The sequence below is a fragment of the Streptomyces sp. NPDC031379 genome (genome assembly GCF_055569615.1).
This window is the reverse complement of sequence record NZ_JBVIIT010000037.1, coordinates 49,955-72,052: the sequence shown is the minus strand read 5'-3', so window position 1 is coordinate 72,052 and position 22,098 is coordinate 49,955. Positions and strand designations below refer to the sequence as shown.

The 22,098-nt window shown below is 71.8% G+C and carries 18 protein-coding genes; 12 read left to right on the top strand and 6 right to left on the bottom strand.

Annotated features, from left to right (window positions below; all coding sequences use genetic code 11):
* Positions 1-839 precede the first annotated feature (839 nt).
* The 5 genes from ACZ5CW_RS37910 to ACZ5CW_RS37890 all read left to right on the top strand — a co-directional run bounded on the left by ACZ5CW_RS37910 (position 840) and on the right by ACZ5CW_RS37890 (position 5,395).
* Entirely contained in the window at positions 840-1,361 is a 522-nt protein-coding gene (locus ACZ5CW_RS37910) for a DUF1453 domain-containing protein (protein WP_468609767.1), read from the top strand.
* Complete coding sequence (locus ACZ5CW_RS37905; protein WP_468609765.1) at positions 1,358-2,509, top strand: sensor histidine kinase; 1,152 nt, start codon at positions 1,358-1,360, stop codon at positions 2,507-2,509. Before ACZ5CW_RS37910 ends, ACZ5CW_RS37905 begins: the two co-directional genes overlap by 4 nt.
* Complete coding sequence (locus tag ACZ5CW_RS37900) at positions 2,506-3,189, top strand: response regulator transcription factor (RefSeq protein WP_468609763.1); 684 nt, start codon at positions 2,506-2,508, stop codon at positions 3,187-3,189. The genes ACZ5CW_RS37905 and ACZ5CW_RS37900 overlap by 4 nt, the downstream gene beginning before the upstream one ends.
* A gap of 68 nt (positions 3,190-3,257) precedes the next feature.
* The gene (locus ACZ5CW_RS37895) at positions 3,258-3,806 is read left to right on the top strand and encodes a DUF485 domain-containing protein (protein WP_468609761.1); all 549 of its coding nucleotides are present in this window, start codon (positions 3,258-3,260) and stop codon (positions 3,804-3,806) included.
* Positions 3,803-5,395 (top strand): solute symporter family protein, encoded by a 1,593-nt coding sequence (locus ACZ5CW_RS37890; protein ID WP_468609759.1) that lies wholly within the window; start codon positions 3,803-3,805, stop codon positions 5,393-5,395. Before ACZ5CW_RS37895 ends, ACZ5CW_RS37890 begins: the two co-directional genes overlap by 4 nt.
* A 16-nt stretch (positions 5,396-5,411) precedes the next feature.
* On the opposite strand, the gene ACZ5CW_RS37885 is transcribed toward ACZ5CW_RS37890, so the two are convergent.
* Positions 5,412-6,104 carry a response regulator gene (locus ACZ5CW_RS37885; RefSeq protein ID WP_468609757.1) on the bottom strand — a complete coding sequence of 231 codons (693 nt, stop codon included), beginning with the start codon at positions 6,102-6,104 and terminating at the stop codon, positions 5,412-5,414.
* Positions 6,105-6,262: 158 nt separating this feature from the next.
* On the opposite strand from ACZ5CW_RS37885, the gene ACZ5CW_RS37880 reads away from it, so the two are divergent.
* The 3 genes from ACZ5CW_RS37880 to ACZ5CW_RS37870 are packed head-to-tail and all read left to right on the top strand — an operon-like array spanning position 6,263 to position 9,044.
* Entirely contained in the window at positions 6,263-7,078 is an 816-nt protein-coding gene (locus tag ACZ5CW_RS37880; protein WP_468609755.1) for an ABC transporter ATP-binding protein, read from the top strand.
* Positions 7,068-7,931, top strand: coding sequence for an ABC transporter permease (locus ACZ5CW_RS37875; RefSeq protein WP_468609753.1), 864 nt, complete (start codon positions 7,068-7,070; stop codon positions 7,929-7,931). Before ACZ5CW_RS37880 ends, ACZ5CW_RS37875 begins: the two co-directional genes overlap by 11 nt.
* Positions 7,932-7,985: 54 nt before the next feature.
* Positions 7,986-9,044, top strand: a complete 1,059-nt coding sequence (locus tag ACZ5CW_RS37870; protein ID WP_468609751.1) for an ABC transporter substrate-binding protein — start codon at positions 7,986-7,988, stop codon at positions 9,042-9,044.
* A 60-nt stretch (positions 9,045-9,104) separates the two neighbouring features.
* Here ACZ5CW_RS37870 and ACZ5CW_RS37865 read toward each other — a convergent pair whose 3' ends face one another.
* The 4 genes from ACZ5CW_RS37865 to ACZ5CW_RS37850 all read right to left on the bottom strand — a co-directional run bounded on the left by ACZ5CW_RS37865 (position 9,105) and on the right by ACZ5CW_RS37850 (position 13,848).
* Positions 9,105-9,785: a response regulator gene (locus ACZ5CW_RS37865; protein ID WP_468609749.1), complete on the bottom strand. Its 681-nt coding sequence runs from the start codon at positions 9,783-9,785 to the stop codon at positions 9,105-9,107.
* Positions 9,782-11,494 carry an ATP-binding protein gene (locus ACZ5CW_RS37860; protein ID WP_468609747.1) on the bottom strand — a complete coding sequence of 571 codons (1,713 nt, stop codon included), beginning with the start codon at positions 11,492-11,494 and terminating at the stop codon, positions 9,782-9,784. Before ACZ5CW_RS37860 ends, ACZ5CW_RS37865 begins: the two co-directional genes overlap by 4 nt.
* 101 nt (positions 11,495-11,595) lie before the next feature.
* Positions 11,596-12,537, bottom strand: coding sequence for a sucrase ferredoxin (locus tag ACZ5CW_RS37855; protein ID WP_468609745.1), 942 nt, complete (start codon positions 12,535-12,537; stop codon positions 11,596-11,598).
* Between the two features lie 54 nt (positions 12,538-12,591).
* Positions 12,592-13,848, bottom strand: a complete 1,257-nt coding sequence (locus ACZ5CW_RS37850) for a citrate synthase (protein ID WP_468609743.1) — start codon at positions 13,846-13,848, stop codon at positions 12,592-12,594.
* A 113-nt stretch (positions 13,849-13,961) separates the two neighbouring features.
* Between ACZ5CW_RS37850 and ACZ5CW_RS37845 the strand changes: the two genes are divergently transcribed.
* Together ACZ5CW_RS37845 and ACZ5CW_RS37840 are read left to right on the top strand one after the other, a co-directional pair.
* Positions 13,962-15,128 (top strand): citrate synthase, encoded by a 1,167-nt coding sequence (locus ACZ5CW_RS37845; RefSeq protein WP_468609741.1) that lies wholly within the window; start codon positions 13,962-13,964, stop codon positions 15,126-15,128.
* A 191-nt stretch (positions 15,129-15,319) separates the two neighbouring features.
* Positions 15,320-16,450, top strand: a complete 1,131-nt coding sequence (locus ACZ5CW_RS37840; RefSeq protein ID WP_468609739.1) for a CobW family GTP-binding protein — start codon at positions 15,320-15,322, stop codon at positions 16,448-16,450.
* Here ACZ5CW_RS37840 and ACZ5CW_RS37835 read toward each other — a convergent pair.
* Positions 16,447-18,906 carry a DNA gyrase/topoisomerase IV subunit A gene (locus ACZ5CW_RS37835; protein WP_468609737.1) on the bottom strand — a complete coding sequence of 820 codons (2,460 nt, stop codon included), beginning with the start codon at positions 18,904-18,906 and terminating at the stop codon, positions 16,447-16,449. The genes ACZ5CW_RS37840 and ACZ5CW_RS37835 overlap by 4 nt on opposite strands.
* 270 nt (positions 18,907-19,176) lie before the next feature.
* Here ACZ5CW_RS37835 and ACZ5CW_RS37830 point away from each other — a divergent pair, with 270 nt between their 5' ends.
* Entirely contained in the window at positions 19,177-20,571 is a 1,395-nt protein-coding gene (locus ACZ5CW_RS37830; protein ID WP_468609734.1) for a M16 family metallopeptidase, read from the top strand.
* Positions 20,568-21,956: a M16 family metallopeptidase gene (locus ACZ5CW_RS37825; protein ID WP_468609732.1), complete on the top strand. Its 1,389-nt coding sequence runs from the start codon at positions 20,568-20,570 to the stop codon at positions 21,954-21,956. Before ACZ5CW_RS37830 ends, ACZ5CW_RS37825 begins: the two co-directional genes overlap by 4 nt.
* Positions 21,957-22,098: the final 142 nt, after the last annotated feature.

Genomic DNA, 22,098 nt, shown 5'->3' with positions numbered 1-22,098 from the left:
CGGGCGGGATGCCCAGGCAGGCGGCGCGGCCGACGGCGAGCCCCAGGTGAGTGGCTGTCCATCGGTGTCGGTGGCGCTCCGAGGGGGCCGGTGGACTGCTGCGGCGCTTGCCGTCGGAGGGCGGTGCACGCGGCACGGCTCCCAAGGCCGACTGCCTACCACCGCGCAGTCACTGCTGACCGTCGCCGCCCGCCCGGGCTCCGCTTCTTGGGACTCCCGGCCGACCGCGTTCCGTCTGCTTCGGCGTCCGCCCGCCCGACCGGGCTCTGCACCTTCCGGTTCCCGCTGGCCGTGGTCTGTCTGCTTCGGCGTTCGCTCGACGGGCTCCGCTTCTTGGGACTTCCGGCCGACCGTGCTCCGTCTTCTTCGGCGTCCGCCCGACCCGGCCCGCACCCTCCTGCCCCCGCCCATGCGTGCCCCGCCTCCTTCGACTCCCGGCAGACCGGGCCCCGCCCTTCTCGGCTCCCAGCCGAGGGGTCCGCGCACCCCTCGGTCCCTGTCGACGGCCCCCGTATCGCGGTCCGCGGCCCCGCCCCCCAGTTCCTCCACTCCGGCCCCTCCGCCGACTGCCTCCGTCCCGGTGCCCTCCCGGCCCCTCCACCGCATGCCGCTGCCCCGGTATCTTCAGCCCAGCCCCCACCGCAGGGCGCTGCCCCGGTGCTCCACCCCGGCCTCACCACCCGCTGCCGTGCCTCCACCCCGGGGTGGAGGCGGGAGACTCGACGCTTCCACCCGTGATCCACCCCGGCTCCGATCCCTTGACCTGGGAATTTCCGTAGCTTCGGAGGCGTCGGCAGCACTCGCTTCCGGCACCGTCTTCTCGCTCACGGGAGGCTCTGATGCCCGGGCTCGTCAACGCGCTCATGATCGTGGCCGTTGTCGCCGTCGTGATCGTGCGGCAGTTCCGCGCCCGCGCGATCAACACGGACCGACGCTGGTGGCTGCTGCCCGTGATCCTCGCCGTCGTCGCGCTGCGCGAGCCCGGCATCCTCGACACCCACCACCGCGCGGAGTCCGCCGCGCTGCTCGCGGTGGAGCTGCTGACCGGCCTGGCCACCGGTGCCGGCTGGGCCTGGACCACCCGCGTGTGGACGGCCCCGGACGGCGTCGTGTGGACCAAGAGCACCAAGGCGAGCGTCGCGGTATGGGGCGTGGGCGTAGCCCTGCGGATCGGTGTCTACGCCGTCGGGTCCGCGCTCGGCGTGCACCAGGACAGCGCCGCTCTGATGCTCGGCCTCGCCGGCACCCTGCTGGTCCGCGGCGGGATCCTGGTCTGGCGGGCGCAGTCCCTCGGCGCCACGATCCGTCCCGCTCCGGCGTACGGTGACGACGACAGGCCGGCGTGGAAGGAGTGCGTGTGACCGAGAACGCCTGGACACGCTGGCCGTCGCGCGAAGCCCTCGGCCGTGAGGGCCTCACCGGGCCCCGGCGTCTGCTCGCTTGGGCCGTCCGGCTGCTGGTGCTCGCAGTGCTCCTGTGGGGCGCCTTCAGTGACCGGCACGTCGGGATCGGGGGAGCGCTCGCCGCGGCAGCAGGGATCCTCGTCGCCGGTCTCGTCGCGTGGGCCTTCTTCCGGACGACCTACGAGCACCGGCTGGTGCCCTCCCTCGCGCTCATGGGCGTGCTCCTGGGCATCGCGGTCGCAGCCCAGGCCACGGGGTTCGGAGTGGCGGCTCTCGTGATCTTCTGCGGTTGCGGGATCAGCGCGCTGGAGCGGCTGCCGCTCGCGGCGGCGGGCCCGGCGGCGGCGGTGGCACTGGCCTCGTACTCCGCGTTCGACACCGACGTCTGGCTGACCACGGCGGTCACCGTGGCGGGCATGGCACTCGCCGGATACGTCCTGCGTCTGGACGCGGAAGCCCGGGGCAGCGCACAGCGGCTGCTCGCCCAGGAGCGGGCCGCTCGGGCCGCCGAGGCCGAGTCCGCGGCGTTGACCGAGCGGGCACGGATCGCACGGGAGATCCATGACGTGCTGGCCCACAGCCTCTCGGCGCAGCTCGTGCACCTGGAGGCGGCCCGGCTGCTGATCGAGAACGGCGCCGACCGTGAACGGATCCTGGAGCGGGTGGTGGCCGCCCGGGGTATGGCCCGCGACGGACTCGAGGAGACCCGGCAGGCCCTGTCCGCGCTGCGGGGCGAGTTGACTCCGTTGGAGGACTTCCTGACCGCACTGGTCAGCGGGGCCGGCAACGCGGATGTCACCGTCACGGGTGAGCGCAGACCTCTGCCGGCCGAGGCGTCCCAGGCCGTGCGCCGGGTCGCGCAGGAGGCGCTGACGAACGTCCGCAAGCACGCCCAAGGTGCCAAGGTGTGCCTGCGACTCGACTACAGCGAGCACGAAGTGAGGCTGGACGTACGGGACTCGGGGGGTCGGCCGGGCGAACTCACGGGGTCCGGCGGCGGGTACGGTCTGCTGGGCATGCGGGAGCGCGCCGAACTGCTGGGCGGTTCGCTGGACGCGGGGCCGGACGAGGAGGGATTCGTGGTGACGCTGAAGGTGCCGGTATGACCGAGACGGAGGGGGAGAAGAAGCCCGCCCGGGTGGTCGTCGCGGACGATCAGACCGTGGTCCGTGAGGGCATCGTGATGCTGCTGGGTCTGCTGCCCGGCGTGGAGGTCGTCGGTGCCGCGGGAGACGGCGAGGAGGCGGTGCGGCTGGTCGGAGAACTCTCCCCGGACGTGGTCCTGATGGATCTCAGGATGCCCCGCTGCGACGGTGTGGAGGCCACCCGGCGGATTCGGGCGCAGTACCCCGGGACCCAGGTCGTGGTGCTCACCACCTACGCGGACGACGAGTCGTTGTTCCCCGCGCTGCAGGCCGGTGCGCGGGGCTACCTGACCAAGGACGCGGGCGGCGACGAGATCGTGCGGGCGGTGGAGAGCGTGTTGTCGGGGGACGCGGGGCTGTCGCCGAGCATCCAGCGCCGGTTGCTGGAGCGGCTCTCGCAGCCCGAGCCCGAACCGGCGGCCGACGAGGCGCCCGACGGGCTGACCGTGCGCGAGACCGAGGTGCTGGTGCTCATCGCCGAAGGCCTCAGCAACCAGGAGATCGCTCGCACGCTGCATGTCTCCACCGCGACCGTGAAAACACACATCAACAACCTCTTCGCCAAGACGGGCCTCAAGGACCGTGCACAGGCGGTGCGTTACGCCTACAGCAAGGGGCTGGCGCGACCGCCCGCGGGGTGAATCACCTGATGGGGTGAAGAGCCGAGGGAAGAAGAGTCAGGGATCTTCCGATCTGTCCATCCTTGGGCATGCAGTCAAGCAACGGTCGTTCCCGCGGCGACGGGGGCGGTCCCGAGAGAGCGCCCGAGCACCGGGAAGACCATGGCACGCCCGCCCACGACGTGACGCACGAGGACCCTTGGTACGACGCGCTGGCCTCGGGCTGGGGTGAACTGGACGGCACGGGCAGGCCGGCCCCGGCCGTGCCCTCCGCTCGCCGGGAGGAGGGCGGAACGGAGGTTCGCGCCCTGGATGTGTACGTCGAGGTGCAGCGCAGCGCGGCCTTCCAGGAGGTGCGCGGCAGGTACCGGCGGTTCGTGGTGCCGGGAGTCATCGCCTTCCTCGTCTGGTACGTGGGGTACGTCGTCACGGCCACGACCGCGCCCGGGCTCATGGCACGACCCGTGGCGGGGGCGGTGAACGTGGGCATGCTCGCGGGGCTCGGCCAGTTCCTCAGCACCTTCCTGCTCACCTGGGCCTACTCCCGGCATGCCCGCCTGCGCCGGGACCGTGCCGCGTTGGAACTGCGCTGGGACACCCAGGAACTGACCCGCGGCGCGCGGGGAGGTGCCTCGTGACGGGCGGCCATCAGACCCTGGCCTTGGTGCTGTTCAGCGGTTTCGTGGCCGTCACCCTCGGGATCACGACCTGGGTGAGCCGCAGGCGGCGTGGTTCGGCGGAGGAGTTCTATGCCGGCGGGCGGTTGTTCTCCCCGATGGAGAATGGTTTTGCCATCGCGGGCGACTACATGTCGGCGGCTTCCTTCCTCGGGGTCACGGGGCTCATCGCGTTGTACGGGTACGACGGGATGCTGTACGTGGTGGGCTTTCTCGTGGCGTGGCTGGTCGTGTTGTTCCTGGTGGCCGAACTGGTCCGCAACTGCGGGCGGTTCACGCTGGCCGACGTGGTGGCGGCGCGGATGAGCGAGCGGCCGGTACGGATCGCCGCGGGAACTTCCTCGGTCACGGTGTCCGTTCTGTATCTGGTGGCGCAAATGGTCGGCGCGGGCAGCCTGGTGGCGCTGCTGCTGGGGCGGACGAGCAGCGCGGCCCAGGCCTGGACGGTCATCGGGGTCGGCGCCCTCATGGTGATCTATGTGTCGTTGGGCGGGATGCGGGCCACCACCTGGATCCAGATCGTGAAGGCGGTCCTGCTGCTCAGCGGGACGATCGCGCTGACCGTGCTCGTCCTGGTCCGCTTCCACGGGGACGTCGGCCGGCTGCTGACGACGGCCGCGGAACGCAGCGGTCACGGGAACGCGTTCCTGGCACCGGGTCTCAAGTACGGCGGGAACTGGACCGCTCGCCTCGACTTCATCAGCCTCGGGATCGCGCTCGTGCTGGGCACGGCGGGACTGCCGCACATCCTGTCCCGCTTCTACACCGTGCCCACAGCCCGGGCCGCCCGTCGCTCCGCGGTGTGGTCCATCGGCCTGATCGGCGGTTTCTACCTGATGACGCTCGTCCTGGGGTTCGGGGCGGCGGCCATCGTGGGGCCGGATGCCGTGCGCGGTTCGAACGCGGCCGGGAACACGGCCGTGCCCCTGCTCGCCCTCGATCTGGGCGGCGGCGCGGGCTCCACGGGTGGAACGGTTCTGTTCGCGGTCGTCGCCGCCGTGGCCTTCGCCACGATCCTCGCGGTCGTCGCCGGCATCACGCTCGCCTCCTCCGCCTCGGTGGCCCACGACCTGTACGCGTCGCTGCGGCGATCGCACGGCAAGGGGCGCAGCGAGGTGGCGGTGGCGCGGTTCGCGGCGGTCGGTATCGGTGTCGTCGCGATCGCGCTCGGTCTGCTGGCCCGCGACCTGAACGTCGCCTTCCTGGTCGGTCTCGCCTTCGCGGTCGCCGCGTCGGCGAACCTCCCGGTGCTGCTCTACTCGCTGTTCTGGCGCGGCTTCACCACACGCGGGGCGGTGTGGGCCGTGTACGGCGGCCTGATCCCCGCGCTCGGGCTCGTGCTGCTGTCCCCGGTGGTGTCCGGCAGTCCCGGCTCGCTGTTCCCCGAGATCGACTTCCAGTACTTTCCGTTGCAGAACCCGGGCATCGTCTCCATCCCGCTGGGCTTCCTCGCCGGCTGGCTGGGCACGGTCACCTCGGAGGAGGTCGCGGACGAGGCCAGGTACGCCGAGACGGAGGTGCGGTCACTGACCGGGGCCGGGGCGGTGTAGCCGGCCCTGCGGGTGATCACGGCGCCACCCACGCGTACCGGTGTTCCGGGCGGCCCGTGTCGCCGTACTTCAGGGAGAGCCGGAGTCGGCCCGCCTGTTCCAGGTGGCGGAGGTAGCGCTGGGCCGTGGAGCGGCTGAGTCCGGTCCGGGCGGCGACCTCATGGGCCGACAGCGGATGGTCGGCGTGGTGCAGGACACCGCAGATCAGGTCCGTCGTGGGCTCCGAGTGTCCGCTCGGCAGGCCGGGTGCGGACGGGGCGGGGGCCGTCCGTAGCGCGCCGAAGATCCGGTCCACCTGCTCCTGGCCCGTCAGGCCCCTGCCGCCCACCCGGTCGACCGTGCGACGCAGGGCGGCGTAGGACTCGAGGCGGGCGCGCAGGGCGGCGAAGGTGAACGGTTTGACCAGGTAGTGCAGGGCGCCGAGGCGCATGGCCTGCTGGACGGTCGTCACGTCACCGGCCGCGGTGATCATGATGACGTCCGTGCCGTGGCCCTGTTCCCGCATGCGGTGGACGAGTTCGAGGCCGGTGCGGTCCGGCAGATAGTGGTCGAGCAGGACCAGATGGACACCGCCGCGTTCGACGGCGGCCAGGGCCTGGGCGGCGCTGTGCGCGCGGGCGGTCACCCGGAAGCCGGGAACCTTTCCCACGTACTTGGCGTTTATCTCAGCGACGCGGAAGTCGTCGTCCACCACCAGGACGTCAATCATCAGGCCTCTCCTTCAAGGCCGACGAGCGTGGAGCCCGTGTTTCGGCTCCGCAGTTGTAGCGCGAGCAAAATGAGCACAACAGGCTCTTGCGAGCAAAAGAACGGCTTGCGCTCACAAGACTCCTGCTGTGGCCGGGGCCACACCTACCGTCCCGGGCCATGAGCGCACACACCAGCCCCGCCATCGAGCTGCGGGGCGCGAGCAAGATCTTCAGGACCCCGTCCGGGGGACTGCACACGGCCGTGCGCGGCCTGGACCTCACCGTGGAGCGCGGCGAGTTCGTGGCCGTCGTGGGACCGACCGGCTGTGGCAAGTCCACCACCCTGACGCTGGTCAGCGGCCTGGAGGAGCCCACCGAGGGTGAGGTGCTGGTGGCCGGGGAGCCGGTCGACGGCGTCGGCGACAAGGTCGGCTTCGTCTTCCAGCAGGACGCCACCTTCCCCTGGCGGACGGTGCTGTCGAACGTCATGGCCGGCCCGCGCTTCCGAGGCGTGCCCAAGGCGGAGGCGAGACAGAAGGCCCGGGACTGGCTGGCCCGGGTCGGGCTCGCCGCCTTCGAGGACCGCTATCCGCACCAGCTCTCCGGTGGTCAGCGCAAGCGCGTCGCCCTCGCCGCCACCTTCGTCAACGACCCCGAGATCCTGCTGATGGACGAGCCGTTCTCGGCGCTCGACGTGCAGACCCGGGCGCTGATGTCCGACGAGCTGCTGGAGCTGTGGGGAGGCACGGGCGCCTCCGTCGTCTTCGTCACCCACGACCTGGAGGAGTCCATCGCGCTGGCCGACAAGGTCGTCGTGATGACCGCCGGCCCCGCGACCGTGAAGCAGGTCTTCGACATCGACCTGCCCCGGCCGCGCAGGGTCGAATCGGTGCGCCTGGAGCCGCGGTTCATCGAGATCTACCGCGAGATCTGGGAGTCCCTGGGCGAAGAGGTCCGCATCACCCGCGAGAGAGGTGCCGCTCATGTCGCCTGAGGTTCTCAGCACACCGGTCGTCGACACGGCCAAGGTCCCCGACCGTGCGCGGACCCGCGCCCAGGCGGCCCGCCGTCGCAAGGTACTCGTGACCGTCGCGCGGGTGCTGCTCCTGGTGGCCGTCCTGGGCCTGTGGGAGGGGTTGTCCCGGGCGAAGGTCATCGACCCGTTCAACTTCTCGATGCCTTCCAAGGTCTGGGACCAGATCTGGACCTGGGTGACGCACGGGACCGCGCTCGGCTCCCTGGGCGAGCAGATCTGGTACACGCTCTACGAGGCACTGCTCGGCTGGGTCATCGGTGTGGTCGCCGGTGTGTTGCTCGGCATCGCGCTCGGGCGGATCAGATTGCTCGCCGAGGTGCTTGGTCCATACATCAAGGTGCTCAACTCGATCCCCAGGATCGTCCTGGCGCCCATCTTCCTGATCTGGTTCGGGCTCGGGCCCTCCTCCAAGATCGCCTCCGCCGTCGTGCTCGTCTTCTTCCCGGTGTTCTTCAACGCCTTCCAGGGCGCCCGTGAGGTCGACCGCAACCTGGTCGCCAACGCCCGCATTCTCGGTGCCAGTGACCGCAGGGTGACCCTCCAGGTGGTCATCCCGTCGGCCACCTCCTGGATCTTCACCAGCCTCCACGTCAGCTTCGGCTTCGCGCTCATCGGCGCCATCGTCGGCGAGTACATCGGCGCGACCAAGGGCATCGGCCTGCTCGTCTCGCAGTCGCAGAACACCTTCAACGCGGCCGGCGTCTACGCGGCGATGGTCATCCTCGCGGTCGTGGCCCTGGTCGCCGAGGGACTGCTGACCTTCGCCGAGCGGCGCATCTTCCGCTGGAAGCCGACCGGTTCCGACAGCTGAACCCACCCCCCCGCTCCATCCCCGCACCGCCCTCTCACAAGGACGTGAACCGCCATGCGTAAGACCGCCAGATACGCCTCCCTGGCCGCCGCCGGACTGCTCGCCCTCACCTCGCTCACCGCCTGCGCCAACGACGCGGCCAGCTCGACCGCCGACACCGGCAGCGGCGGGGGCGGCGGCAAGGGCGAGTCCGTCAAGATCATGGTCGGGGGCCTGGACAAGGTCATCTACCTGCCCGCGATGCTCACCCAGCGCCTCGGCTACTTCCGGGCGGAGGGTCTGAACGTCCAGCTCCTCAGCGAGCCCGCCGGGGTCCAGGCCGAGACCGCGCTCGTCTCGGGCCAGGTGCAGGGAGCCGTCGGCTTCTACGACCACACCCTCGACCTCCAGGTGAAGGGCAAGTCGGTCGAGTCCGTCGTGCAGTTCTCGCACGCGCCGGGCGAGGTCGAGGTCGTGTCGGACAAGGCGGCGGGCGACCTCACGTCCCCCAAGGACTTCAAGGGCCGCAAGCTCGGCGTGACCGGTCTCGGCTCCTCGACCGACTTCCTCACGAAGTACCTGGCGGTCAAGAACGGCGTGAAGGTCAGCGAGTTCACGCCGGTCGCGGTCGGGGCCGGCCCGACGTTCATCGCGGCGCTCCAGAACGGCGCGATCGACGGCGGCATGACCACCGACCCGACCGTCGCGACGATCCTGGACAAGAAGGCGGGCAAGATCCTCGTCGACATGCGCACTCCCGAGGGTTCGCAGCAGGCGCTGGGCGGCCCGTACCCGTCGTCAAGTCTGTACATGCAGACGGACTGGGTGAACGGACACAAGGACACCGTCCAGAAGTTGGTCAACGCATTCGTCAAGACGCTCAAGTGGATGTCCACCCACAGCGCCGACGAGATCGCCGCCAAGATGCCCGCCGACTACTCCCAGGGCGACAAGGCGCTCTACGCGCAGGCCGTCAAGAGCACGCTGCCGATGTTCACCGACGACGGCGTGATGCCCGAGGGCGGCCCCGAGACCGTCGAGAAGGTGCTCAGGGCGTTCAACCCCAACATCCAGAACGCGAAGGTCGACCTGGACAAGACGTACACGACCGAGTTCGTCGAGGCCGCCAAGTAGGGCACCGGGCCCCTCAAGCACAGGCCGGCTCAAGCACAGGCCGGCTCAGACACGCTCCGCTCAGGCGCGGGTCGCCCACACGTAACGGTGTTCGGGGCGGCCCGCGTCGCCGTACTTGAGGGTCAGCCGCGCCCGTCCGGTGCGCTCCAGCAGCTTCAGATAGCGCTGGGCGGTCTGCCGGCTCACCCCCGTCCGCTCGGCGATCTCCTGGGCGGACAGCGGGCCTTCGGCGTTCATCAGCGCCTGACGCACCAGCTCGGCCGTGGTGGGGGAGTGCCCCTTCGGCAGCTCCGGCTCCGAGGGGGCGGACAGGGCGCCGAAGATGCGGTCCACCTGTGCCTGTTCGGCCTCCCCACCGCCGTCCAGGGTGCGCCGCAGCTCGGCGTACGCCTCCAGCTTGGCCCGCAGGCCCGCGAAGGCGAACGGTTTCACCAGATACTGCAGCGCCCCGTGCCGCATGGCGGCCTGGACGGTCGACACGTCCCGCGCCGCCGTCACCATGATCACGTCGGTCTGGTGGCCGCGCCGGCGCATCTCGCGTACGACGGCCAGTCCCGTCTCGTCGGGCAGGTAGTGGTCCATGAGCACCAGGTCGAGCCGCGGCAGTGCCTCCACCTGACGCAGCGCCTCCGCCGCGTTGTGCGCCTCGCCCGCCACGTGGAACCCGGGCACCTTCTCGACGTAGGCGGCGTTGACCCGGGCCACCCGGGTGTCGTCGTCCACGACCAGGACCTCGATCATCGCGTCCCCTCCTCGGCCGTGGCCGGGACGTTCGCAGGGGCCGTATGCGCAGGGGCCGTAGCGGACTCGGGGGACCCGGTGAGGGCCGGTTCCGGCTCCGGCTCGGTCAGCGCGTCGGGCAGGACCACGGTGAACTCGGCACCGCCCCCGTCCGCCGTGCCCACGGCCGCGCTCCCGCCCTGCCGCTCGGCGAGCCGGCGCACCAGGGACAGCCCGAGGCCCCGCTTGCCGTGCGCGGGCGGCTTCTTGGTGGACCACCCATCGGTGAAGATCAGCTCCCGCTGGTCCGCCGGTATCCCGGGCCCCGTGTCACACACCCTGAGGACGACCGTACGGCCCTCCGTGCGCAACTCGACCTCCACGCGCGCGTGCGGGGTGCCCGCGACCGCGTCGAGGGCGTTGTCCACGAGGTTGCCGACGACCGTGACCAGGCCCCGCGGATCGATCAGGCGGTCCGGGAGCCGGGTGCGCTCCGACACCCACAGGGCGACCCCGCGCTCGGCGGCCACGGTCGCCTTGCCGACCAGCAGCGCGGCCAGCAACGGGTCCTGGATCTTCTCGGTGACCTGCTCGGCGGTCACCCGGTGGTCGCCGACCACCTCGCCGACGAACTCCACCGCGTCGTCGTACATCTCCAGTTCCAGCAGTCCGAGCAGCGTGTGCATGCGGTTGGCGTGCTCGTGGTCCTGGGCGCGCAGCGCGTCGATCAGGCCGCGCGTGGAGTCCAGTTCCCGCCCCAGCTGCTCCAGCTCGGTGCGGTCGCGCAGCGTGGCGACGGCGCCGCCGTCGTCGGTGGGCATGCGGTTGGCGACCAGGACGCGCTGGCCGCGCACGGTGAGCAGATCGGTGCCCGCCACCCGGCCGGCCAGCACGTCCGTCGTGCGGCCCGCGCCGAGCGCCTCGTCGGGAGTCTGCCCGACCGCCTCGTCGCCGATGCCGAGCAGCCGCCGCGCCTCGTCGTTGAGCAGCCGGATACGGCCGCCGCGGTCGAGGGCGACGACGCCCTCCCGGATGCCGTGCAGCATCGCCTCGCGCTCCGCGAGCAGTGCCGAGATGTCGGAGAAGGCCAGGTCCCGGGTCTGCCGCTGGACCCTGCGGGAGATCAGCCAGGCGGCCAGCGCGCCCACCGCGAGGGCGCCGCCGGCGTACGCGAACAGCCCCGGGATCGCGCTGATCAGCCGCGCCCGCACGCTGTCGTAGGCGATGCCGACCGAGACCGCCCCGACGATGCGGTGGTCGGCGTCGTACAGCGGTACCTTGCCGCGCGCCGAGCGCCCCAGCGTGCCCTTGTCGATCTCCATGACCTCCTGGCCGGCCAGGGCGTCGCTGGGGTCGGTGGAGACACGCCGGCCGATCTCCGAGGCCGTGGGGTGCGACCAGCGCACCCAGTTCCGGTCCAGCACCACGATGTACTCGGCGTGGGTGGCTCGCCGGATCCGCTCCGCCTCCTGCTGCACCGGGCCGTTCCTGGCCGGCGGGGTGGTGCGGACGCCCTCGGCGATCTGCGGGTCCTGGGCGGTGGTCTCGGCGATGGCCAGCGCGCGCCGCATCGCCTCCTGGTCCAGCTGCTTGCTCAGCGGAGCGAGGAACAGCCCGGTCGCGAGCACCGCGACCCCCGCGGCGATCGCCACCTGCATCAGCAGCACCTGCGAGAACACCCGCCGCGGCAGGCCGAGGCGCAGACGGCGTGCGGGGGGAGTGGGGCTCATACCCATGACGGTACGTGTCCGGGGGCGACGCACCCCAGGGGGTGTGGTGTGGATCTCTTGACCGGTGCTTGAAAGAACGCAGCCGGGCGCCAGCTCCCCGTTCAGCTCGCCAGTGCCGTGGGCCGCAGCTCACGCACCGTCACCACGTCCATCCGCGCGGGTGTCCCCAGGACCGCCGCGCCGCAGCTCTCCGGGCGGGGCGGCAGCGACGTTCCCTGCGCCACGCCGACCCGCCAGCGGCGGCCGTCGGCGTGACCGACGGTGACCTCCCACCGGGGTGCCGAGCCGTCGGTCCGCAGCACACTCAGCACACCGGCCCGGTACTCGTCCGCGGCCGACCGGACGGCCAGCTCGGCCGCCTGACCGGGCCGTTCCCAGGCGGAGCACCCGCGGCATCCCTCGACGACCACGCGCCCCTCCTGGACGCCGTCCAGGGCCTCCTTGACGGTGTGCGCCTCGACGCGGCCGTAGGCGTAGCCGAAGGGCAGGACGAGCACCGTCGGCGAGAAGCGATGTCCACCCAGATGGGTGACCTCCCAGACCCCGCGGACACCCGAGGCGGCCAGCTCCGCGGCGAGGGGGCGGCCCAGCAGGGCGCAGCAGCGGTCGCGCTTGCCGTTGGTGCACACGAGCGCGAGCGGGCCGCCGCGGTGCGGGCGGCCGCCGAGCGCAGCGCCGAAGGAACGGTGGTCGCCCGCACCGAGGGCCGCGAAGTCGAGGTCGAGCAGCCGCCGAGGGTCGCGGGTGGTGGCGCTGTGCAGCCACACCCGTCCCGGAACGGTGTGGGCGACATACACGTGCCGGAGCGCGGGCGTTCCGGGGTCGGCATGGCGTCCGGGGCGCCGGATGAGCGCGATGCGGACGCCGGTTCCCTCGGCGGCGGCCTCCAGGGCCCGGCCCAGCGCGGGGTCCAGGTGGCTCGAGGTGAGCGCCTTGGCACCCCACGGGCCGGGCTGTTCCAGCAGCAGCCACGTCGTCGCCGTGGCAGCCGTGCCGGAAACGGGCTCGTCGAGGCTCCTGGAGACGGTCGCGCACCTACTCACAGAGGTGAGCCTAACCTGACTTGCCCCAGGGCGACTTCCGGCGGTGCCCGTGTCCTACTCCGGCAGGGGCTGCGGCGGCCGCGGACCGATGTAGTGACCGCTGGGTCGCATCCGCAGCGGGCGCTCGCCGTACTCCTCCAGGGCGTGCGCGATCCAGCCCGCCGTCCGGGCGACGGCGAAGATCGTCTCGCCGGCCGTGGCCGGCATGCCGCAGGAGGCGGTGAACACGGCCAGGGCCAGGTCGACGTTGGCGTGCAGGGGGGTGTGCCGGGCTGTCGTGGTGACGACGTCGCGGGCGGCCAGCAGTGCGGGCTCCGCGCGCGGGACCTGTTCCAGGAGGCCGAAGAGCACGCGCGCGCGGGGATCCTCCCCCGGATAGAGCCGGTGGCCGAGACCGGGGACACGGCGGCCCGCGCGCAGTTCGTCGGCGATCACCGGGACCGCCGTGCCCTGGTCGAGCACGTCGAGCAGCATCCGGTGGGCCAGGCCGCTGGCGGCGCCGTGCAGCGGGCCCTCCAGGACGCCGAGGCCGGCCGAGACGGCCGCGTAGGCGTGTGCGCGCGCCGAGGCGGCGACCCGGACCGCGAGGGTGGAGGCGGCGAGGTCGTGGTCGGCGAGCAGGGCCAGCGCGGTGTCCAGGACGCGCAGCGACGCCTCGTCGGCGGGGCGGCCGGTCAGCCGGCCCCACAGGCGGTGGGCCAGCGGGCCGCCGTCCTTGTGACCGTGCAGGGCGGGCGGCAGCGCCGCGACCAGCGTGGGGATGAGGAGGCGGGCGGTGTTCAGCACGGCCTCCTCGGAGAGGTCGAAGCGCAGCGGGTCCTCGGCCGCCGCGGCGATCGCCGCCACCCGCAGCCGGTCGACGGGGGAGGCGTGCTCGGACAGGGCGTCCACCGCGCGGCGGGCGACCTCGACGGTGGCCCCGGGCGCGGAGAGGGTGACGCCGGGCGTCAGCCGGCCCGTCCACAGCCACTCCGCGACCTCCTCGTAGGAGTACCGGGTGGCCAGCTCGACGGCGTCCACGCCGCGGAAGAAGTACCGGTCCTTCTCGATCAGGGTGATGCGGGTCCGGACCGACAGGTCGCTCCCCGTGCCCGGACTCCCGGCCGCCTCGCGCCGGTTGCGGCGGGCGAGAGCCTCCACCTCCTTCGCCTCGAAGGTGCTGGCGCGGCCGCCGGGTTCGCGTCTGCTGCTGAGCAGGCCGCGACTGACGTACGCGTACACCGTCTCGGCCTTCACGCCGAGCAGCTCGGCGGTCTCCTTGGTGGTCAGCCGCCCCCCGGGGCGGCCCGGACCGGGGTCGTGATCGCGCATGAGGGTCACCGTAGTCGTCTCCGCACATCTTGATAGCTATGCATTGATTGGATCAACGTTGACAAGAAATCAGTCAAGCATAGACAGTCGAATCAAGTTCAAGGAGGAGAACCATGGCCATCGACAGGACCGCCAGCCCCCTCATCGACGCACCCCGCGGACTCGCGGGCGTCGTCGTCACCGAGACCCGGATCGGTGACGTCCGGGGGCGGGAGGGCTTCTACCACTACCGCCAGTACTCGGCCGTCGAACTCGCGCGGACCCGCGGCTTCGAGGACGTCTGGCACCTCCTGGTCCACGGGCGGCTTCCCGACGCGGAGCGCAGCGCCGCCTTCGCCGCCGAGACCGCGGCGCTGCGGCGGCTGCCCGGCGACGTCCGCGCGGCGCTGCCGGCGATCGCCGCGGCGAGCCGTGTCTCCGGCCCGCTGGCCGGGCTGCGCACGGCCCTGTCGCTGCTGGGCGCCGCGCAGGGACTCCGGCCGGTGTACGACATCGACGCCGACCGGCGCCGGGCCGACACCGTGGCCGTCTGCGCGGTCGTACCCACGCTGCTCACGGCGCTGTACCGGCTCGGGCGGGGTCTCGATCCGGTCGAGCCGCGCGAGGACCTCTCGTACGCGGCCAACTACCTGTACATGCTGACGGGTTCGGAACCCGACCCGCGCCGGGCGCGTGCGGTCGAGCAATACCTGATCTCAACCATTGATCACGGATTCAACGCGTCAACCTTCGCCGCGCGCGTCATCGCGTCCACGGGCGCCGACGTCGCGGCCTGCCTGACCGGTGCGGTCGGCGCGCTGTCCGGACCGCTGCACGGCGGCGCGCCCAGCCGGGCCCTGGACACACTCGACGCGATCGGCACGCCGGACCGGATCGACCCCTGGATCCGGAAGCGGGTGCTCGCCGGTGACCGGATCATGGGCTTCGGGCACGCCGTCTACCGCACCGAGGACCCCCGTTCGCGGATGCTGAGGGAGACAGCCCTGTCCTTCGGCGGCCCGCGCGTGGACTTCGCGGTGGAGGTCGAGCGCCGGGTCGAGGCGATCCTCGCCGAACTCAAGCCCGGCCGTGAACTCCACACGAATGTCGAGTTCTACGCCGGTGTGGTCATGGAACTGTGCGGTCTGCCCCGCGAGATGTTCACCCCCACCTTCGCGGCCGCGCGGGTGGTGGGCTGGAGCGCCAACCTCCTGGAACAGGCGGCCGACCCGAAGATCATCCGGCCGGTGGCCCGCTATGTCGGTCCCGAGCCGCAGGTCGCGGTGCCTGCGGCTCTGTGACGCCAGCGCTCTGTGACGCCAGCGCTCTGTGACGCCGGCCCGGGACCAGGGCGGCGACCAGGAGCCGGGAGCGCCGACGATCGTTCGCTCCGCCGCGATTCGTCCCGCTCGTATCCTGGTCGCTCAGTCACATCTCGTCCGGGCGCCGGGCCGCGAGCCGGTGTGCCCTTCCGCGTGAGAGAGGTCGCCCGTTGGGGAACAGCCTGGGCAGCAGCCGCAGTCCGCAGCAGATCCCGGTCGTCGTACTCGCCGGTTTCCTGGGCTCCGGGAAGACCACGCTCCTCAACCATCTGCTGCACCGCAGCGGGGGCAGCCGTATCGGGGCGATCGTCAACGACTTCGGGGCCATCGAGATCGACGCGATGGCCGTGGCCGGCGCTCTCGGCGACTCGACCGTCTCGCTCGGCAACGGCTGCCTGTGCTGTGCCGTCGACGCGAGCGAACTGGACACCTACCTGGACCGGCTCGCCGCGCCCGCCGCCGGCATCGACGTGATCGTCATCGAGGCGAGCGGGCTCGCCGAGCCGCAGGAACTCGTGCGCATGGTGCTCGCCAGCGAGCATCCCGGCATCGTCTACGGCGGTCTCGTCGAGGTCGTCGACGCCGCCGAGTTCGACGACACGCGTGCGAAGCACCCCGAGATCGACCGGCACCTAGCCCTCGCCGACCTGGTCGTCGTCAACAAGCTCGACCGCGCGGACGACGCCGACCGGGTCCTGGGCGTCGTCCGCTCCCTCACCGACCGCGCCGCCGTCGTCCCCGCCACCTACGGCCGCGTCGACCCCGAGTTCCTCTTCGACTGCAGGCCGAGCGAGGAGCGCGTCGGACAGCTGTCCTTCGACGACCTGCACGACCACGGCGCACACGACCACGCCGGGCACCTGCACACCGGCTACGACAGCGTGTCCTTCACCTCCGACGTGCCCATGGAGCCCCGGCGGCTCATGCGGTTCCTGGACAGCCGGCCCGCGGGGCTGTACCGGATCAAGGGGTATGCCGACTTCGGGCCCTACGACCCGCTCGGCCGGTACGCCGTGCACGCCGTCGGCCGGTTTCTGCGCTTCTACCCCGAGCCCTGGAAGCCCGCCGACGCCCGCCTCACCCAGCTCGTGCTCATCGGCTCCGGCATCGACGCCGACGCCCTCGGCAAGGAACTGCAGGGGTGCAGGAACGACTCCCCGCACACCGACGAGCACGGCATGTGGGGCGTCCTGCGCTACGTACAGGGGCCGTGGGAAACGGACCCCGAGGAGGCGGCCGATCCGGACGAGGCGGACCTGGAGGATCCGCCCGCCTGGATCACCGACCGGGGCACCGCCTAGAACACCGGTCCCGCGACCACCGCCACCGTCTTGGGCTGCGAGGTGCCCGAGCCGTCGCGGCGCGGGTCCAGCTCCGGCAGCTCCGCCGGGGTGCCGTTCTTCTGCGCCGCGAGCGCGGGAGCCGGGCCCGCCCAGGCCAGCGACAGGCAGTCCTCGCCCTTCAGGAACCGCTGGCAGCGCACGCCGCCGGTGGCCCGGCCCTTGCGCGGGTACTGGTCGAACGGGGTCAGCTTGGCCGTGGTCTGCACGGAGTCGTCCAGGGTGCCGCGCGAGCCCGCCACGGTGAACACCACGGCGTCGGCGGCCGGGTCGATCGCCGTGAACGAGATGACCTTCACGCCCTCGGCGAGCTTGATGCCCGCCATACCGCCCGCCGGGCGGCCCTGCGGGCGGACGATCGAGGCCTGGAAACGCAGCAGCTGCGCGTCGTCGGTGATGAAGACCAGATCCTCCTCGCCGGTGCGCAGCTCCACCGCGCCGACGATCCGGTCGCCGTCCTTGAGCGTGATGACCTCCAGCTCGTCCTTGTTGGACGGGTAGTCGGGCACCACACGCTTGACGACACCCTGCTCCGTGCCGAGCGCCAGGCCCGGGGACGACTCGTCCAGCGTGCTCAGGCAGACCACCGTCTCGTCGTCCTCCAGGGAGACGAACTCCGCCAGCGGCGCCCCTCCGGAGAGGTTCGGCGCGGACGCCGACTCGGGCAGCTGCGGCAGGTCGACCACGTTGATCCGCAGCAGGCGGCCCGCCGAGGTCACCGCGCCGATCTCGCCGCGCGCGGTCGCCGGGACCGCCGAGACGATCACATCGTGCTTGACGCGCTTCGCGCCGGCCGTCTCCGCGAACGGCTCGGCGGTCGCGGTACGGGCCAGCAGACCCGTCGAGGACAGCAGCACCCGGCACGGATCGTCGGCCACCTGCAGCGGCACGGCGGCCACCGGGGAGCCGGCGGACTCCAGCAGGACCGTGCGCCGGTCGGTGCCGAACTTCTTCGCCACGGCGGCCAGCTCGGCCGAGACCAGCTTGCGCAGCTCCGCGTCCGAATCCAGGATCCGGGTCAGCTCCTCGATCTCCGCGGTGAGCTTCTCCCGCTCCGCCTCCAGCTCGATGCGGTCGTACTTGGTGAGCCGGCGCAGCGGCGTGTCGAGGATGTACTGCGTCTGCACCTCGCTCAGCGAGAAGCGCTCCATCAGGCGCTCCTTGGCCTGCGCGGAGTTCTCGCTGGACCGGATGATCCGGATGACCTCGTCGATGTCGACCAGCGCGGTCAGCAGGCCCTCGACCAGGTGCAGCCGGTCGCGCCTCCTGCCGCGGCGGTACTCGCTGCGGCGGCGGACCACCTCGAAGCGGTGGTCGAGATAGACCTCCAGCAGCTCCTTCAGGCCCAGGGTGAGCGGCTGGCCGTCGACCAGGGCGACGTTGTTGATGCCGAAGGACTCCTCCATCGGCGTCAGCTTGTACAGCTGCTCCAGGATCGCCTCCGGCACGAAGCCGTTCTTGATCTCGATGACCAGGCGCAGGCCGTGCTCGCGGTCGGTGAGGTCCTTGACATCGGCGATGCCCTGGACCTTCTTCGCGTTGACCAGATCCTTGATCTTCGCGATGACCTTCTCGGGACCCACCGTGAACGGCAGTTCGGTGACCACCAGGCCCTTGCGGCGGGCGGTCACGGTCTCGATCGAGACCGTCGCGCGCATCTTGAAGGTGCCGCGGCCCGTCGCGTACGCGTCCCGGACGCCGTCGAGGCCGACGACCCGGCCGCCGGTGGGCAGATCGGGGCCCGGAACGTGCTTCATCAGCGCGTCCAGGTCCGCGTTCGGGTACTTGATCAGGTGACGGGCGGCGGCGATGACCTCGCGCAGGTTGTGCGGCGGCATGTTCGTCGCCATGCCGACCGCGATGCCCGAGGAGCCGTTGACCAGCAGGTTCGGGAAGGCGGCCGGCAGCGCCACCGGCTCCTGCTCCTGGCCGTCGTAGTTGGGCGCGAAGTCGACCGTGTCCTCGTCGATCGACTCGGTCATCAGGCTCGTCGCCTCGGCCTGGCGGCACTCGGTGTACCGCATCGCGGCCGGCGGGTCGTCGTTGCCCAGCGAGCCGAAGTTTCCGTGGCCGTCGACCAGGGGCACGCGCATGGAGAAGGGCTGCGCCATGCGCACCAGGGCGTCGTAGATCGACGCGTCGCCGTGCGGGTGCAGCTTGCCCATGACCTCGCCGACGACACGCGCGCACTTCACATAGCCGCGGTCGGGGCGCAGGCCCATCTCGTTCATCTGGTAGACGATCCGGCGGTGCACCGGCTTGAGGCCGTCACGGGCGTCCGGCAGGGCGCGCGAGTAGATGACCGAGTACGCGTACTCGAGGTAGGAGCCACGCATCTCGTCCACGACGTCGATGTCGAGGATCCTCTCCTCGAACGAATCGTCGGGCGGCGGGGTCTTCGTGCTGCGGCGGGCCATCGCTGCCGGCTCCTTGCTGAAGCGATTGACGGATCTGACGCGGACCATTGTGGACCGCGGCACTGACAGCCCGGGCCACGACCCGGTCTCCGTCGGCCTGACAGGTTCCCGGAAGCCATCCGGAGACGGGTCGCACGCAGGCTACGCGATCCGCTGTGGGCGTACGTCCCGCGGGAACTTCGCCGAGGTCCCGCACGCTTTGCATACAGTGGCAGGAACGGCAGGAAAACCGCGGTTTCGACGACCGCCTCCGCTTGCGAAGGGACGTACATGCCCATGGGTCACACGACCACAGCCGAGGCAGGCTCCGGGGGCCTGACAGCGACCGAGCACCGCCTGGCCAACGGTCTGCGCGTGGTGCTCTCCGAGGACCACCTGACCCCGGTGGCGGCGGTCTGCCTCTGGTACGACGTCGGCTCCCGCCACGAAGTCAAGGGGCGTACGGGCCTGGCTCACCTTTTCGAGCACCTGATGTTCCAGGGCTCGGGGCAGGTCAAGGGCAACGGCCACTTCGAGCTGGTGCAGGGCGCCGGCGGCTCGCTCAACGGCACCACCAGCTTCGAGCGGACCAACTACTTCGAGACCATGCCGGCCCACCAGCTGGAGCTCGCCCTCTGGCTGGAGGCGGACCGCATGGGCTCGCTGCTCGCCGCCCTGGACGACGAGTCCATGGAGAACCAGCGGGACGTCGTCAAGAACGAGCGCCGCCAGCGCTACGACAACGTTCCCTACGGCACCGCCTTCGAGAAGCTGACCGCCCTCTCCTACCCCGAGGGCCACCCGTACCACCACACGCCGATCGGCTCGATGGCGGACCTGGACGCGGCCACCCTGGAGGACGCGCGCCAGTTCTTCCGTACCTACTACGCGCCGAACAACGCGGTGCTCTCCGTGGTCGGCGACATCGACCCCGTCCAGACCCTCGCCTGGGTCGAGAAGTACTTCGGGTCGATCCCGTCCCACGACGGCAAGCCCCAGCCCCGCGACGGCTCCCTGCCGGAGACCATCGGCGAGCAGCTGCGCGAGGTCGTCGTCGAGGAGGTCCCCGCGCGCGCCCTGATGGCCGCCTACCGGCTGCCGCAGGACGGCACCCGCGAAGCCGACGCGGCCGACCTCGCCCTGACCGTCCTCGGCGGCGGCGAGTCCTCCCGCATCTACAACCGGCTGGTGCGCCGCGACCGTACGGCCGTCGCGGCCGGTTTCGGTCTGCTGCGCCTGGCGGGCGCGCCCTCGATGGGCTGGCTGGACGTGAAGACCTCCGGTGACGTCGAGGTGCCGGTCATCGAGGCCGCCATCGACGAGGAGCTGGCCCGGTTCGCCGCGGAGGGCCCCACGCCCGAGGAGATGGAGCGCGCCCAGGCCCAGTTGGAGCGCGAGTGGCTGGACCGGCTCGGCACGGTGGCGGGCCGCGCCGACGAACTGTGCCGCTACGCCGTCCTGTTCGGCGACCCGCAGCTCGCCCTCACCGCCGTCAAGCGCGTCCTGGAGGTGACCCCCGAGGAGGTCCAGGAGGTCGCCAAGGCCCGCCTGCGCCCCGACAACCGCGCGGTCCTCGTCTACGAGCCGAAGTCCCCGGAGACCGTCGAGGACGCCAAGGTCCCCGAGGACCCCGAGCAGGAAGCGACCGTAGAGGCCGGTAACGAGAACGAGGAGACGGCCAAGTGACCCAGCTCGCCACGATGGACTTCCACCCCCAGCCGCAGCCGGGCGAGGCCAAGCCGTGGGCGTTCCCGGCCCCCGAGCGCGGCACGCTCGACAACGGCATGACGGTGCTGCGCTGCCACCGTCCCGGCCAGCAGGTCGTCGCCGTCGAGGTGCTGCTGGACGCGCCCCTGGACGCCGAACCGGCCGGCCTGGACGGCGTCGCCACGATCATGGCGCGAGCCTTCTCCGAGGGCACCGATCAGCACTCCGCCGAGGAGTTCGCCGCCGAGCTGGAGCGCGCGGGCGCCACGCTGGACTCGCACGCCGACCACCCCGGTGTCCGGCTCAGCCTGGAGGTCCCGGCCTCCCGCCTGGCCAAGGGCCTCGGCCTGCTCGCCGACGCCCTGCGCGCCCCGGCGTTCACCGAGAGCGAGGTCGAGCGGCTGGTCCGCAACCGTCTGGACGAGATCCCGCACGAGCTGGCCAACCCCTCCCGCCGGGCGGCCAAGGAACTCTCCAAGGAGCTGTTCCCGGCGACCTCGCGCATGTCCCGCCCGCGCCAGGGCACCGAGGAGACCGTCGAGAAGATCGACGCGGGGGCCGTACGCGCCTTCTACGACCGGTTCGTACGCCCGGCCACGGCCACCGCGGTCGTGGTCGGCGACCTCACCGGGGTCGACCTGGACGAGCTGCTCGGCGACACCCTGGGCGCGTGGACCGGCACCCGGGGCGAGCCCCGGCCGGTGCCGCCGGTGACCGCCGACGACACCGGGCGCGTGGTCATCGTGGACCGTCCCGGCGCCGTCCAGACGCAGCTGCTCATCGGCCGGGTCGGCCCGGACCGGCACGACCGCGTCTGGCCCGCCCAGGTGCTCGGCACCTACTGCCTCGGCGGCACCCTCACCTCCCGCCTGGACCGCGTCCTGCGCGAGGAGAAGGGCTACACCTACGGAGTGCGCTCCTTCGGGCAGGTCCTCAGGTCCGCCCCGGACGGCACCGGCGCCTCGATGCTCGCCATCAGCGGCTCCGTGGACACCCCCAACACCGGCCCCGCACTGGACGACCTGTGGAAGGTGCTGCGCACCCTCGCGGCGGAGGGCCTGACCGACGCCGAGCGGGACGTCGCCGTGCAGAACCTGGTCGGGGTGGCGCCGCTGAAGTACGAGACCGCGGCGGCCGTGGCGAGCACCCTGGCCGACCAGGTCGAGCAGCACCTGCCCGACGACTTCCAGGCGACGCTGTACCAGCAGCTGGCCGCGACGGGCACGGTGGAGGCCACCGCGGCCGTCGTCAACGCCTTCCCGGTGGAACGGCTGGTGACCGTCCTCGTCGGTGACGCGTCCCAGATCAAGGCGCCGGTCGAGGCGCTGGGCATCGGCGAAGTCACCGTCGTCGCCGCGGAGTAGCGGCACGCGGGAGCGGCGCGTGCGAGGCGCACGCGCGTGGGGGGACCGGGTGTCCGCGGGTTGGCAGGAGCACCCCCCTTTTTCTCTTTCTCTTCCCCCGTCCCGTTCTTTTGGGGGGGGTGTGGCCTTTCCTCTGGTGGGG

Excerpts from the sequence above, each read along its gene's own strand:
- ACZ5CW_RS37895 (WP_468609761.1), top strand. The coding sequence starts at position 3,258 with ATGCAGTCAAGCAACGGTCGTTCCCGCGGCGACGGGGGCGGTCCCGAG.
- ACZ5CW_RS37860 (WP_468609747.1), bottom strand. The coding sequence starts at position 11,494 with ATGAGCCCCACTCCCCCCGCACGCCGTCTGCGCCTCGGCCTGCCGCGG.
- ACZ5CW_RS37845 (WP_468609741.1), top strand. The coding sequence starts at position 13,962 with ATGGCCATCGACAGGACCGCCAGCCCCCTCATCGACGCACCCCGCGGA.
- ACZ5CW_RS37910 (WP_468609767.1), top strand. The coding sequence starts at position 840 with ATGCCCGGGCTCGTCAACGCGCTCATGATCGTGGCCGTTGTCGCCGTC.
- ACZ5CW_RS37830 (WP_468609734.1), top strand. The coding sequence starts at position 19,177 with ATGCCCATGGGTCACACGACCACAGCCGAGGCAGGCTCCGGGGGCCTG.
- ACZ5CW_RS37870 (WP_468609751.1), top strand. The coding sequence starts at position 7,986 with ATGCGTAAGACCGCCAGATACGCCTCCCTGGCCGCCGCCGGACTGCTC.
- ACZ5CW_RS37880 (WP_468609755.1), top strand. The coding sequence starts at position 6,263 with ATGAGCGCACACACCAGCCCCGCCATCGAGCTGCGGGGCGCGAGCAAG.
- ACZ5CW_RS37865 (WP_468609749.1), bottom strand. The coding sequence starts at position 9,785 with ATGATCGAGGTCCTGGTCGTGGACGACGACACCCGGGTGGCCCGGGTC.
- ACZ5CW_RS37900 (WP_468609763.1), top strand. The coding sequence starts at position 2,506 with ATGACCGAGACGGAGGGGGAGAAGAAGCCCGCCCGGGTGGTCGTCGCG.
- ACZ5CW_RS37875 (WP_468609753.1), top strand. The coding sequence starts at position 7,068 with ATGTCGCCTGAGGTTCTCAGCACACCGGTCGTCGACACGGCCAAGGTC.
- ACZ5CW_RS37850 (WP_468609743.1), bottom strand. The coding sequence starts at position 13,848 with ATGCGCGATCACGACCCCGGTCCGGGCCGCCCCGGGGGGCGGCTGACC.
- ACZ5CW_RS37885 (WP_468609757.1), bottom strand. The coding sequence starts at position 6,104 with ATGATTGACGTCCTGGTGGTGGACGACGACTTCCGCGTCGCTGAGATA.
- ACZ5CW_RS37835 (WP_468609737.1), bottom strand. The coding sequence starts at position 18,906 with ATGGCCCGCCGCAGCACGAAGACCCCGCCGCCCGACGATTCGTTCGAG.